Here is a 14,037-nt window from a genome sequence, read left to right on the forward strand (position 1 = left end):
CGATCAAGGAGCCAGATTGTGCCGCAGCATGCGCTTTCGCCCCGCGGAAAATCGCGTGTCAGGCCATGGATTCGCTGGTTTGCGGGATGGTGGCTGGTACGCCGGGCATGGGCAGGCCGAACGCGGTCACGAAACCATGCCAGGCGAAGAAGCCCCAGCTCAGGGTGAGCATCCCGGTGGTGATGGTGTCGGCCGGCCAGCCCGTGAAGGCCAGGCCCAGCGCATACGGCAGCCACACAGCCGGCGTGAGCCCGTTCATCAGGCCCAGGATGCGCCAGTTGGTCTGCTCGCGGCTGGCGCCTCGCCACAGCATGCCGGCGATGCTCCAGGCCAGGCTGCAGGCCCCGAAGGCGGCCCAGTAGAAGCGGTGCCCGATCTGGTTGAGGCTGTGGCCCTGGATCTGGCCGGCGATCAACAGGGCTCCACAGGCCGCAGTGGCCATGAGCAGCAGCGTGCGGGCCTGCATGGGGCGGCCTCGCAGCACCTCCGGCAATTCGCTCAGCAAGCTGGGCAGCAGCAAGGCGCTGCTCACGGCCCAGATGCCGGCGATGCCGGGCAGGCGCACCTCGGCACCGCGCCAATGGGCCAGCGCATCCAGGCCCCAGGGTGCCAGCAGGCCTTCGTGCAGCACGGCGGCCACGCCCACCCACACCAGGGCACGCAAGGCTCCGGGCAACATGCTCAGCTGGGGTGGCAGCAGGGGCATGTCGTGTCGGCCCACGCGCTGCATCCACCAGGCCATCAGCAACACGGCTTGCGGCATCAGGATCACGGCCAGCCCGGCGGTGGTCTGGGTCAGGTTCAAGGGCAGCAACCAGCCAACGATGACATCCCCGATGCGCAGCAGCGGTGCGGTCATCAGGCTGGCCATCATCAAGGCCATCCAGCCCATATGGGCCCGGATCTCTCTGCGGCGGATGCTCGCCACCGCCAGGCCCAGCGCGAGCAGGGTGGTCACCGCTTGCAGCCACAAGGCCGCTGCGAATGCTGCACCCGATACCGTGTCAGTCGCCGGCGTGATCCACAAATACGCCATGGCGCCCACCATGGCGCCAGCGGTGCTGGTCACCGCCACCATGCCCACGGCGCGGTGCACCCGCGGGTGGCGGCGTCGCAAACTGGGGATGAATTGCAGCGAGCAGGCGCTCAAGGCCAGCCCACCCAGCGCGGTGTGCGCGCTGATGCCCAGGAAGCCGCGCGTGTAGTTGTGGATGACCTGCTGCATGGTCTGCGGGTCGCCTATGACGAAGTCGCGAGAGAGCAGCGCGGCCATCAGCCGGCTGACCAGTGGCCACTGCCCCTGCAGCATGTTGATCGGGTAGACCATGCTGGCCAGCCCGAACAGGGCGGCCACGAGCAGGGCCAGCATGGCCAGCAGGCGTACGGGGGTGTGGGGCGCAGTGCGCATGAGCGGCTCCTGTTTTGGTAGATGCCGCCATCTTGGAAAGCGCGCGAGGCCCTGGCAAGGCGGGTGAGACGAATGGCTGTGTGCCTTGCGCCAGTGGCCGGATACGGTCGCGAATGACGGAGGGCTCAGCCGCGTCTTCGGTGGCTCACATGGCCTTGAACAGGTGCGCGTACATGCGGCTCACATCCAGCGTTTCGCGCCGGCCGCGCAGGTGCACGCGCAAACGCTGCTGCTGGCGGCTGACACGTTCAATGGCCCGCACATTGACCACATGGCTGCGGTGGATCTGCCAGAAGAGGCCTTGGTCCAGCCGTGGCAGCAGTTCCCGCAAAGGTGTGCGGATCAGCATCTCCGGGCCACCGGCTTCCTTGTCGAACGTGATGATGCGCACGTACTTGTCGGCCGCCTCGAAGTACAGGACGTCTTCCACGGGGATGACGTAGACCGAGTTGCCCACGGCCGCCTGCAGCACGCGCAAGGGCTCTTGTTGCGCCACCGCTGACGTGCGCAGCGACAGCATCTTGCCGATGGTGGCCTCGTCATCCTCCATGGGCCCGGGGCCCGAGCCTTGCCGCGCGGCCAGTTGCGTCTGCAGGCGCAGGCAGGTGATGGCCAGGCGCTCGGGGCGGATGGGCTTGAGCACGTAGTCCACGGCGGCGCGCTCGAATGCGGCCACGGCGTACTCGTCAAAGGCCGTGATGTAGACGATCAGGGGCAGCGGCTGCTCGATGGGCCACTCGTCGATCACCTGTTCGGCCACTTCCAGGCCGTTGGCGCCGGGCATGTGGATGTCCAGGAAGAGGATGTCCGGGTGCATCGTCAGGGCCGATTCACGGGCCTGGATGCCGTTGCTGGTCACGCCACGAACCTGCAGCTCGGGCCACAGCTTGTGCAACTGGCGCAGCAGCGCATCGGCCAGCACGGGCTCATCTTCGGCGATCAGGGCGGTGGGCTGCGCGTTCATGGGGTGATCAAGGGTGACGAGGTGGGCAGCGTGTGAACCAGCGCAGGCATCTGCACCGGCAGGCGCAGGATGGCCACGGTGCCGGGGCGCAGGTGGGCCATCCTTGCGCCAGGGCCTTGGCTGCCCGGCTCCAGAATCAGCCGCGCATCCGGGCCATAGCTGGTCTGCAGGCGCGCTTGCACGCAGCTCAGGCCAAAGCCACTGTTGCTGGGCGTGGCCCGGGCGGCATCCAACCCCTGCCCATCGTCGCGCACCGTGATCTCCAGCATGTCGCGATCGCGTTGGACGAGCACGTGCAGGGTGCCACCGTCAGGCAGCGGGTCCAGGCCGTGCTTGATGGCGTTCTCCACCAGCGGCTGGATCAGCATGGGCGGTAGGGCCACGTCACGCAGGTCGGCCGGCACGTCCGTGATGACGCGCAGGCGCTCGCCCATGCGGATCTGCATCAGCGCCAGGTAGTCCTGCACGCGGGCCATCTCGTCACGCAAGGGCACGGCGCCCGTCCGGCTGGCGCTCAAGGTGGCGCGCAGGTAGTCGATCAGGTGCGACAGCATGTCCTGCGCCTTGCCAGGCTGCGTCTCGATCAAGGCATGCAGATTGGCCAGCGTGTTGAACAGCATGTGCGGCTCCATCTGCGCTTGCAGGCGCTGCAACTGCGCCTCCACATGCAGGCGCTGGGCCGTCTCCATGCGGATGCGCAGCATGGCCGCGCGCACCCTGAAGTAGTCGATCGAGAAGATGCCGGTGGAGTACAGCAGTGATATCAGCAGGTTGCCGCCCAGGTTCATCTGTTTGCGCATGGTGGCCCACTCATTGGTGCGTGCCATCAAGGCTGACCAGGCCTCGTAGGTCAAGGCACTGCCAATCAAGCTCAAGCCGATCATCAGGGGCAGGAAGAGCTTCCAGGGCAGCAGGGCGTACATGCCTTCGGTGGCATAGCGCTGGCGCGCGTCTTCGTGCTTCAGCCACCACCGGCTGGCGACGGCATACCAGCCCGTCAGGAGGACGACATAGTTGATCAGGCCACCGCCCAGGTTGCCGCTCAAATAGAGCCACAAGCCGTATTGATGGGCGACCTCGAGCCCTTGCTCTTCCATGAGGCGCGAATACACCGCCATCAACACGGCCCACACCACCATGGTGACGAAGATCCGCCGGGCGTTGGGGACCAGCAAAGTGCGAAGCAGGTGGCCTTTGTCCTGGCAGGCTGGCGAACCCGGTGGTGCCTGGTGCGGGGGCGGATCAAGGGATGGGTTCGGCGACATGGAAAGGGCAGCCCCGTCTGGCTGGCGGACTTCAAAGCGGCCACGATCATGGGCTGATCAGTGGCCAGCGTCAATCCGGGTGTGATGGGCGGTGTTGGGCCGGCGCCAGTGGTTGCGCACGTTCGCGGGCGGCAAAAAAAGAGAGCCCGCTCGGGGCTCTCTCGGATAGGGCGTCAGGGCCCGCTGTCAGGCCCACCCTACTGGGTGGCCAGGGCTCAGTGGAACAGGTGCGCAATGGGCTTGAAGAAGTCCACGCGCTGCACCAGCAGCGGGCCATACGCCACGATGGCCAGGCTGATGGACATCACCAGGCAGGGCAGGATCCAGCGTTCGTAGCGGCGGTAGAAGGTTGCCCCCGCGACCTCCGCATCGGACTTGTCGATCTCTGCCTCACCCACCACCTGCCGCGTCAGCAACTGGTTCAGGGCCACAGGCGGCAGCAGGTAACCCAGCTCGAAGGCCACCAGCACCATCATCCAGAAGTGCACCGGCTCGATGCCGTTGGCATAGGCCATCGGGGCCAGGGTGCTGGACACCAGCACGATGGCGCCCAACGGCTCCATCACCATGCCCAGGAGCACCTTGGCGATCACCAGGAAGGTCATCGCCCACCAGACGTTGGGGAAGACCTGCGGGGCCATGTTCATGACCTCGGAGCGCTCGACCACACCGCTGACCAACTGCGTGAACAACATCAGGCTGATGTAAGCCCCCACGTGTTCGACCGTCTCGATGGTGGCGGCGCGGATGGCGCCCGAGGCCGTCTTCTGACGCTGCGCGGCGTAAGCGGGCTCCACATGAGTGGGCTCGCCAACCGGCTCGGACATGGGCATGGCCTGCACGGCGGCGGCACCCACCGGTGCGAAGTTGCGCGCGGCGACATCACGGGCCTGCAGCTTCTTGTCGAACACCAGCACCAGCACCATCATGATGGGCAGGATGCTGGGGGCCGAGATCTCGTTGAAGGGCGTGTCCAGCACATGGCTGTAGAACATGGCGATGGCGCCCACCACCAGCACGTAAGGGATCACGGCCTTCATCTCGCGCAGCATGGCTGGCACGGCCACCAGGGGCGAAGCCACGGCCGCACGCTGATGGCGGTTGTGGCGGTGGATCTGCGAGGCGATGAAGAAGGCTGTGGACGTCAGGGCGAACACGAAGAAGCCCCAGTAGAACAACTGGGACGTGGTGACCTGGCGGTTCAAGGCCGCGATGCCCACCACCAGCAGGCTGGGGCTGAGCACCACGCCCAGCGAGCCCGACATGGCCGTGGCGGCCAGCGCGTACTGGCTGGTGCCGCCCACCGCGCGCACCTCGTGGTACACGATGGCGCCCGCTGCGATCACGAACACGCTGGACACACCGGCATAGGCCGTGGGCAGGCCTGCGGCCAGCAAGATGATGTAGGTCAGGGCCTCAGGCGAGAGCTTCCAGGGCCGCAGGATGTTCATGAACAGGTCGACCATGCGGCTCTGCTTGAACAACATGCCGGCCCAGATGTGCAGGGCCAGCGCCAGCGGCAGGCTGATGAAGTCCAGGATCTTGTTGGCGTAGATGGCCGGGCCTGACGGGTGATCGTGCAGGAAGAAGTACACGCTGGTGAAGATGCCCAGGTTGGCAATCAGCGGAACGGCCTCCAGCGCGTGCAGCCAGCTGCCCTTGGTGGGCTCTTGTGATTGCGGCGGGCGCACGATGCGGAAGGCGCTGACGGCCGACATCACCGCGAACAACACGATCCACATGTAATAGACGCGCGGGTCTTCCAGCGGCACACCCGAGTCGACCGAGATCTGGTAGTAGCGCACCGACGAGTACATCATCATGCCGCTGCAGATCAGCATGGCCCAGGCCTGGGCCTGGTAGTCGCGCAGGTAGCGGGCCGGGCGCAGGCTGATGTGGTGGAAGCCCAGCGTGGTGTAGCCCGCCGTGATCGTCAGCAGGATCAGCAGCGTCAAGGCGCGGTTGTCGGCGCCGAACTTGAACAGGGTGAAGAAGCTGGTTTCCAGCCCGCGGTAGAACCTCAACTGCGGCGTGATGTGCGCGCGGATGTGGTCGTACATCACATAGCGTTCTGCGCAGTTCTTGACCGTGGCCGTCAGCGATTCGCGCACGGCCTCGGCGTTGAACTTGCGGGCACCGAACAGGTCGTCGATGTCATCGCTGGCGCCGCTTGAAGGGGTGCCTTTGGCGGCCTCGGCTTCCTGGCGCGCCACTTCCTGCTCCACATTGAGGTGGGCATCGCAGGTGGGCTTTTCAGGGTCGGCGCGCAGCAGGAAGTACTGCACCTGTTGCTGCGGGTCGCTGAACAGTACTTCGCCAAACTTGAGCAGCTGGCCATGCATCATCTCGCCGGTGCTGATCACCAGAATCATGATGAGCAGGAACAAGGTGGAGATGTGGGCAAACCAGCCCACCAGGCCGCGACCTGGTGATGAGGCGTTTGACGAGGTGCTCAAGGGTGTCTCCTGTTGCGGCGCATCAATGCGCCGTCATGACATGTGTGCAAAAGTGACGCCACGCTAGGTGGCTACCCTCGCATTGTCAATTCGTGCGCGATGGGATGTGCTTAGGGTTCGCCATTGGGTTCCTGCATTCGTGGGTGAATTTGCGGCGCCTTTTGCGCCCCCTTGGGCAGCTTGTGCGACAAAAGGATTCCCAAATGACAGAAGGCCCCGAGGGGCCTTCTTTTGGTGCATCCCGTGATGCGGCTTCAGCGGGGCTGAATCAGGCCAGCTTGCCGTGGCAGTTCTTGTACTTCTGGCCACTGCCGCAAGGGCAGGGGTCGTTGCGGCCCACGCGGGGCACTTCGGCGGCCACGGTGGCCGGGTCGGTTTCCTGCGCCACGCTGCCATCCTCGTTGGGGTGCGTGTAGGTCACGTTCATGAAGCTCTCGCCCTGGTTCTCGATGGCCTGGGCGGCCTGCTCGGCCTCTTCCTGTGACTTGATCTGAACCGTCATCAGCACGCGGGTGACGTCCATCTTGACCACGTCCAGCAACTGGCCGAACAGCTCGAAGGCTTCGCGCTTGTATTCCTGCTTGGGGTTCTTCTGGGCGTAGCCGCGCAGGTGGATGCCCTGGCGCAGGTAGTCCAGCGAAGCCAGGTGCTCGCGCCAGTGTGTGTCGATGGACTGCAGCAGCACCATGCGCTCGAAAGAGGCGAACTGCTCGCGGCCCACCACGCTGGTCTTGTCCTGGTAGCGCTGGTTGGCGGCTTCGATCACGCGGTTGAGCACGTCTTCGTCGTCGGCGGCCGTCTGGCCTTCCACCCACTTGACGAGGTCCACCTCCAGCTGCCATTCGTCCTTGAGCACCTTCTCCAGTGTGACCAGGTCCCACTGCTCTTCCAGGCTCTCGGCTGGCACGAAGGTGCGCACGACGTCGGTCATGGCGCCCTTGCGCAGGTTGGTGATGGCTTCCACCACGTCCACGGTTTCGAGGATCTCGTTGCGCTGCTGGTAGATGACCTTGCGCTGGTCGTTCGACACGTCGTCGTACTCCAGCAACTGCTTGCGCATGTCGAAGTTGTGGCCTTCGACCTTGCGCTGGGCGCTTTCGATCGAGCGGGTCACGATGCCGGCTTCGATGGCTTCGCCTTCGGGCATCTTCAGGCGGTCCATGATGGCGCGCACGCGGTCACCCGCGAAGATGCGCATCAGCGGGTCGTCCAGCGACAGGTAGAAGCGCGAGGAGCCCGGGTCACCCTGGCGGCCGGCACGGCCACGCAGCTGGTTGTCGATGCGGCGGGATTCGTGGCGCTCGGTGGCGATGATGCGCAGGCCGCCTGCGGCCTTGACCTGCTCGTTCAGCGCAGCCTGCTCGGCCTTCATGGCGGCGATCCTGGCTTCCTTGGCGGCGTGGTCCAGCGTCTCATCGGCTTCGACGGCCTGGATGTCCTTCTCGATGTTGCCGCCCAGCACGATGTCGGTACCGCGGCCGGCCATGTTGGTGGCAATGGTGATCACACCGGGGCGGCCTGCCTGGGCCACGATCTCGGCTTCACGGGCGTGCTGCTTGGCGTTGAGCACCTGGTGCGGCAAGCCTTCGCGCGTCAGCAACTGGGCGATCAGTTCAGAGTTCTCGATGCTGGTGGTGCCCACGAGGGTAGGCTGGCCACGCTCGTGGCATTCCTTGATGTCCGCAGCGATAGCTTGATACTTTTCCTTGGCGGTCTTGTAGACCAGGTCGAGCTGGTCTTTGCGCGCAAGGATGCGGTTGGGCGGGATGACGATCGTTTCCAGACCGTAGATTTCCTGGAATTCATAGGCTTCCGTGTCGGCCGTACCGGTCATGCCGGACAGCTTGTTGTACATGCGGAAGTAGTTCTGGAAGGTGATCGAGGCCAGGGTCTGGTTCTCAGCCTGGATCTCGACGCCTTCCTTGGCTTCAACTGCCTGGTGCAGGCCATCGGACCAGCGGCGACCGGCCATCAGGCGGCCGGTGAATTCGTCCACGATGATGACTTCACCGTTCTGGACCACGTAATGCTGGTCCTTGTTGAACAGGTGGTGCGCGCGCAGGGCGGCGTACACGTGGTGCATCAAGGTGATGTTGGCCGCGTCGTACAGCGAGGCGCCTTCCGCCAGCAGGCCCGCTTCAGACAGCAGGCGCTCGGCGTTCTCGTGGCCATCTTCAGTCAGGAAGATCTGGCGGGATTTTTCATCGGCGGTGAAGTCACCAGGCTCGATCACGCCTTCACCGGTGCGCGGGTCAGCTTCACCGATCTGCTTCTTGAGTTGCGGCACCACGGCGTTGATGCGCACGTACATCTCGGTGTGGTCTTCTGCCTGGCCGGAGATGATCAGCGGTGTGCGGGCTTCGTCGATCAGGATGGAGTCCACCTCGTCGACGATGGCGTAGTTCAGGCCACGCTGCACGCGGTCTTCCACCTCGTAGACCATGTTGTCGCGCAGGTAGTCGAAGCCGTATTCGTTGTTGGTGCCGTAGGTGATGTCGGCGGCATAGGCGGCCTGCTTTTCTTCACGGGGCATCTGGGGCAGGTTGATGCCCACGCTCAGGCCCAGGAAGTTGTAGAGCTTGCCCATCCACTCCGCGTCGCGGCGTGCCAGGTAGTCGTTGACGGTGACCAGGTGCACGCCCTTGCCGGTCAGGGCATTGAGGTAGACGGGCAGGGTGGCGGTCAGCGTCTTGCCTTCGCCCGTGCGCATTTCGGCGATCTTGCCGTTGTGCAGGGCCATGCCGCCCAGCATCTGCACGTCGAAGTGGCGCATCTTGAAGACGCGCTTGGAGCCTTCACGCACCACCGCAAACGCTTCAGGCAGGAGGGCGTCGAGCGATTCGCCCTTGGCGATGCGTTGCTTGAACTCTTCGGTCTTGGCGCGCAGCTGGTCGTCGCTCAAGGGCTCGAAAGTGGGCTCCAGCGCGTTGATCTTGGCCACCGTGCGCCGGTACTCTTTGAGCAGGCGTTCGTTACGGCTACCAAAAATCGAAGTCAGTATCTTGGGCAACATGGAGCGATCAATCCAATCGGAGGCAAGCGGGGGCTCAGGCACCAGGGACACTTTCCCCAGTCAACCAAAGCCAAAAAGTGTAGCACCCGGGGGTGACGCTTCCGCGACGCGGTTGCGCCCACCCTAGGAGGGGCTTTCCCCGCCCTTATTCAAGGGAGGCGGCGGGGGCAGGTGTGTCAAGGCGTTTCCGGGTCAGGCTGCTCAGGGTGACGCAAACCAGCGCCATCATCAGCACCACCACGGCGCCGGAGGGCATGTCCAGCATGGCGGACAAGGCCAGGCCCCCCGCGTAGGCCAAGGCGCCCGCGCCCCAGGCCAGCGGCAACTGCCGCCCGGGTGGCGCGTTGCGCACAGCCAGCGCCGGCATGATCAGGCTGCTGAACACCAGGTAGACCCCGACGAGTTGAACGGAGGCCGTCACGGCCAGCGCGAACAGCAGGTAAAAGCCCGCGCGGCCCAGGCGCTGGCCCAGACCGAACCACAAGGCCAGTACCAGCGCCGACAAGCCTGCCACCGCCCACAACTGCCCCGGTGTCACCCACAGGATCTGGCCAACCAGCAAATCCTTGAGGTGCTCGCCGCCATGCGGGTTGCCGGCCAGCAGCAGGATGCCCACGCACGATGCCAGCACGAACAGCGCGCCGATCAGGGCCTCCTGGATGTCGGGCCAGCGCTTTTCCGTCCAGGTCAGCAAGGCGGCCCCGGCCAGGGCGGCCAGCACGGCGGCACCTTGTACGGCCCAGCCCTGCGGCTCCCAGCCCAGCGCGTCAGCGGCGATCACGCCCAGCCCCGCGATCTGCGCAATGGCCAGGTCGATGAAGACGATGCCTTTGCGCAGCACTTGGAGGCCCAGCGGCACGTGGGTGGCCAGCACCAGGAGGCCGGCGATAAGCGCCGGCCCGACGATGGACCAGTCCACCGCGTGCAGCGTCAGGCTGGTGATCAGGTTGTGGCTCATTTGCTGGCCTTCAGCAGTTGCGCAAGCGTGTCGTCGAACAGCCCGAACAGGTCTTGCGCCTTGTCGCTGCCGCCCACGGTGAAAGGCAGCACCGCCACCGGGATGTGCGCGCGTTCAGACAGCCATTGCGAGCCACGGCCATCGTTGTAGGCTGCGCGCAGGATCATCTTGGCGGGCTGTTTCTGCAATTGCGTCAACACCGTGGACAGGTAGGCGCTGCTGGGCTCCACGCCCGGCTTGGGCTCCAGCGAGATCACCTCGTTGAGGCCCAGCCAGTTCTCCAGGTACGGAAAGCCCTTGTGCTGCACCACGATGGGCATGCCCTTGAGCGGCGCGGCCAGCTTGTCCCAGCGCTGCATGGCCTGGGCCCAGCGGATGTTGAAGTCCGCCAGGCGGTTGTGGTACAGGCTGGCGTGGGCCGCGTCCACTTCAGTCAGCCGTTTGCTCAAGGCCTGGGCCACTGCCGCGATGTTGCGCGGGTCGGTCTGGATGTGCGGGTTGCCGGAGGCATGGACGTCACCATCGGCGCGGTCCAGCCGGGTGGGCACTTCCAGCTTCTTGACGTAGTCCGCGGCGTTGAACTGGCCAGGCTGGCCTGACTGCACGGCCGGGTTGCCAGCCTGCCGCAGCAGCACAGGCAGCCAGCCAATCTCCAGTTCGGCGCCTGTGCACACGAGTAAATCGGCATTGCGCACAGCCGCGATCAGGCTGGGCTTGGCCTGTACCTGATGCGGGTCCTGCAAGGCATTGGTGGCGGTGTAGATGCTGGCCTGGTCGCCGGCCAGCTCTTTGGTCAGGGCAGCCCATTCGGGCTCGCAGGCAAAGACCTTGAGGGCATGCGCGGGCGTGCTCAAGGCGCTCAGCAGGGTCAAGGCGGGCAGGGCGATGAAACGCAAGGTGGTGGTGTTCATGTTCGGGTTCCTTGGTCGGCTTGATCAGTAGCTGTGCGCGCCATGGGCGCCCAGGCTCATCTGGTATTGCAGGAAGAGTTGGCGGTCATTGACGCCCACACGCGAACGGTCGTTGTTCAACTGCAGCCGCACGCGGCTGAACTCGCTGGGTGACCAGTCCAGCATCACGCTGTCGCGCTGGGGCTTGTAGCCGGTGGCGATGAAGTTGATGGCATTGCCGGCGTAGTCCACGTTGCCGCTGTCGAGCCGGTCATGGCGCAGGCCCACGCGCCAGGCCGGCATGAACTGGTAGATGCCTTGCAGGTACCAGCCCGATTGGGCGCTGCGGTAGGCGTCGGTGTTGGCGATCAAGCCAAGCTGGTCCGGGTCTGCGTACGCATAAGTCAGCTGGCCGGTTTCGGTGCGCCTGAAGTACTCGCCTTGCAACTTGAAGTTGGTGCGTGTGCCGTTGCCGTGCGGTGCCCACTTCCACACGCCATCAAGCGCCCAGATGCGGCTCTGGCCGGTGAAGGCATTGGTCACGTTCTGGTCGGCGCTGTTGGTGTCATCCCAGGTGCGAAGGCTGGCTTGCGTGCGCAACCAGGATGCGCCAGCGCGCCAGCTGTGGCTGTCCCCGATGTCGCCGCCCGTGTGGGCAAACAGGGCCACGGAGCCCGCTGAATTGCGGTTGCGGTCATTGCCAGGGAAGCCGTGGCCATTGCCCAGTTCGGCGCCCAGCTCGATGAAGCGGTCCGTGGGCAGCAGCCACTTGGCCTGCAGCCCTTCCTGCTTGTACTGGCCGCCGAGAAAGGCTTGGTAAACCAGCGGTGCGTCGACAAAGTCCCACGTATGGGCATGCTGCTCGTTGAGGTAGCCCAGGCCCGAGAAGAAGCGCCCGGCCTTGACTTTCAGGCCGTCGGGCAGGGCGGTGGTCTGCACAAAGGCTTCTTCGGCGGAGACCTTGTCGTCCGGGGCCACCGACATGGTCAAGGCGCCATAAAACCAGGGGTCGATGTTGGCGCTCAGGCCCAGTTCGGATTCGCCCAGGCTGAAGCCGCGGCCGCCCGGGCCGATCTCATCGCCACTGGGCACGAAACCACTGAGCTTCCAGGTGGTCGGGTCTTTGGACAGGCTGGCATACGTGCCGCTGAGGATCACGGACACGGCAGGGTTGAAGCCGTTGACGCTGACCTGGGTGTCGCCAACAGGGCCTGCTGTGGCGACTTCGGCGGCGGGCACGGGCGCAGCAGGTGAGTCGGTCGCGGTGCGGGCGGAGGCTTCTGGCGTGGACGATGCTGGTGCCGGTTGAGCGGGCTGGGCCTGCCGGTCCTGCTGCAGCTGTGCCAGCTTGCTTTCCAGCTCCTTGAGCCGCGCCTCGTACTGCGCGCGCATGTCATCGAGCTGCTGGCGCATCTCGCGGAGCGCGGCCTGCTCGGGCCTGGTTGCGGGCGCCTTGCCTGCCGCATGGGCTGAAGGCAAGGCGCTTACCGCCATCAAGAGGCTCAAAGTCAGCAGCCGAGGGCGGGCGATGCTGTTTGGCGGTGGGGTGAAGTCGGAGATGGCGCAGCCAGCACGGCGTGCGCCCAGGCCACTGCGGCCGGACGACGGAGTCAACATGGTGAAGCTTTCTTGCCGGGCCCGCACAGGCGAGGGCGGGCCGTTTGATGGGGGCTCAGTGCTGGCCGTGCCACTGCGCGCAGGCAGGAGCAGGCCAGTCAGGGATGTGAGTCAAGCGGCAAGGGCCAGAGGTGGCGCACGGGACAGGTAAACACAGGCCACACCTTGACCACATTGCGGCCGAGCGGCGTCCGCAGTCAGCACGTGGTCAAAGGTGGCCTGAGGCAGGACGGGCACCGTGGGTGCCACCCCACTGTCGCTGGCATGGTGTGCCAGACATTCCACACAGACCGTGTGGGCGGGCGCGCCGTCATCTCGGGCGGCGTGTTGCAGGGCGTGCCGCAAGCCGGCCTGCTGCATCAGCAGCATGACCAGGGCCAGCAACAAGTGCCAGCCCATGCCGCGGGTGGCGCGGCGGGCGTTGCAGTAGGTACGACCCGACATGGGAGCTTACTTTAGCGAAGCCGTGTTGCTCTTTTGTGAAGCGGTTGAAACAGCCCCCGGGCTGGACAGGAATTTCGCTGGATTCTGCTGCACGCCTTCCACCAACACCTCAAAGTGCAGATGCGGCCCCGTGGAGCGGCCGGTGCTGCCCACTTCGGCAATCTTCTGGCCGCGTTTGACCAGGTCGCCCTGCTTGACCAGCATGCGCGAGGTGTGCGCGTACCGTGTCACCAGGCCATTGCCGTGGTCGAGCTCCACCAGTTGCCCATACTGCGGATGCGGCCCGGCAGACAACACCACGCCACCCGCTGCGGCGAAGATGGGCGTGCCCGGGTCAGCAGGGAAGTCCAGCCCAGTGTGCAGGGCGGGGCGATGGGTGAAGGGGTCGGTGCGAAAGCCGAAGCCCGAGCCAATGGGCCCGTCAACCGGCGCGCTGCTGGGCACCATCAAGGCCTCCAGCCGCTTCTCGAACAGGTGGGATTCGATCAGCGTGAACAGGTCGCTGTCGCGCTCGCTCATGGCCTGCAGGCTGCTCATCTGGTTGTCGAGCTCGTCCAGCGTCCTGGCAGAGGGGCGTGTCTCCAGCATGCTGACCAGCGGGCCACCGCTGGCGCCCTTGGGCTCGGCCTCGATCTTCTTGAGCTCATCGGGCTTCATGCCTGCCATGCCGGCCACGCGTTCGCTCACGGCTTCCAGGTGCAGCAGCTTGGCTTGCAGATCGCCCACTTTCTCGGCCATGGCGTCGAGGTTCTCGCGCATGTAGCGGTCGCGCTGAGCGAGCTCCTGCTTCTCCACGTAGCGCACAGCCTGCGAGATGATGGGCCAGTGTTCATGGGCCGCCTTGAGCACCACCGCGTGGTAGAGCATCAGGCTGAGCACCATCATGGGCAGGGCCATGGCCAGCGCCGTCAGCACCAGGGTGAGGGGCGTAAACTGCAACACCCGGGTTCGCGACAGAACGCCGGTCGTGATCAAAATCTGCATGCAAGAACCTTCCGCATCAAACCTGACGTCTTGAATAC

At 65.3% G+C, this 14,037-nt stretch carries 10 protein-coding genes; all 10 read right to left on the reverse strand.

Annotated elements, in window-relative coordinates:
* Positions 1-58: 58 nt before the first annotated feature.
* Positions 59-1,408 carry a DUF2306 domain-containing protein gene (locus tag JY96_RS22445; protein WP_052162619.1) on the reverse strand — a complete coding sequence of 450 codons (1,350 nt, stop codon included), beginning with the start codon at positions 1,406-1,408 and terminating at the stop codon, positions 59-61.
* 145 nt (positions 1,409-1,553) lie between these two features.
* Entirely contained in the window at positions 1,554-2,372 is an 819-nt protein-coding gene (locus tag JY96_RS15995; RefSeq protein ID WP_035038946.1) for a LytTR family DNA-binding domain-containing protein, read from the reverse strand.
* Positions 2,369-3,637 (reverse strand): sensor histidine kinase, encoded by a 1,269-nt coding sequence (locus tag JY96_RS22450; protein WP_052162620.1) that lies wholly within the window; start codon positions 3,635-3,637, stop codon positions 2,369-2,371. Before JY96_RS22450 ends, JY96_RS15995 begins: the two co-directional genes overlap by 4 nt.
* 215 nt (positions 3,638-3,852) lie before the next feature.
* The gene (locus tag JY96_RS16005; protein WP_035038948.1) at positions 3,853-6,093 is read right to left on the reverse strand and encodes a TRAP transporter large permease subunit; all 2,241 of its coding nucleotides are present in this window, start codon (positions 6,091-6,093) and stop codon (positions 3,853-3,855) included.
* Positions 6,094-6,361: 268 nt separating this feature from the next.
* Entirely contained in the window at positions 6,362-9,106 is a 2,745-nt protein-coding gene (secA, locus tag JY96_RS16010; RefSeq protein WP_035038951.1) for a preprotein translocase subunit SecA, read from the reverse strand.
* Positions 9,107-9,251: 145 nt separating this feature from the next.
* Positions 9,252-10,064: a metal ABC transporter permease gene (locus JY96_RS16015; protein ID WP_052162621.1), complete on the reverse strand. Its 813-nt coding sequence runs from the start codon at positions 10,062-10,064 to the stop codon at positions 9,252-9,254.
* The gene (locus JY96_RS16020) at positions 10,061-10,975 is read right to left on the reverse strand and encodes a metal ABC transporter solute-binding protein, Zn/Mn family (protein ID WP_035038954.1); all 915 of its coding nucleotides are present in this window, start codon (positions 10,973-10,975) and stop codon (positions 10,061-10,063) included. The genes JY96_RS16015 and JY96_RS16020 overlap by 4 nt, the downstream gene beginning before the upstream one ends.
* A gap of 24 nt (positions 10,976-10,999) precedes the next feature.
* The gene (locus JY96_RS16025) at positions 11,000-12,571 is read right to left on the reverse strand and encodes a hypothetical protein (RefSeq protein WP_161784345.1); all 1,572 of its coding nucleotides are present in this window, start codon (positions 12,569-12,571) and stop codon (positions 11,000-11,002) included.
* Between the two features lie 111 nt (positions 12,572-12,682).
* Positions 12,683-13,015 carry a hypothetical protein gene (locus JY96_RS16030; protein WP_035038958.1) on the reverse strand — a complete coding sequence of 111 codons (333 nt, stop codon included), beginning with the start codon at positions 13,013-13,015 and terminating at the stop codon, positions 12,683-12,685.
* Between the two features lie 6 nt (positions 13,016-13,021).
* Positions 13,022-13,999: a M23 family metallopeptidase gene (locus JY96_RS16035; protein WP_035038960.1), complete on the reverse strand. Its 978-nt coding sequence runs from the start codon at positions 13,997-13,999 to the stop codon at positions 13,022-13,024.
* Between the last annotated feature and the right edge of the window lie 38 nt (positions 14,000-14,037).

Source organism: Aquabacterium sp. NJ1 (genome assembly GCF_000768065.1).
Classification (GTDB): Bacteria; Pseudomonadota; Gammaproteobacteria; order Burkholderiales; family Burkholderiaceae_C; genus Aquabacterium.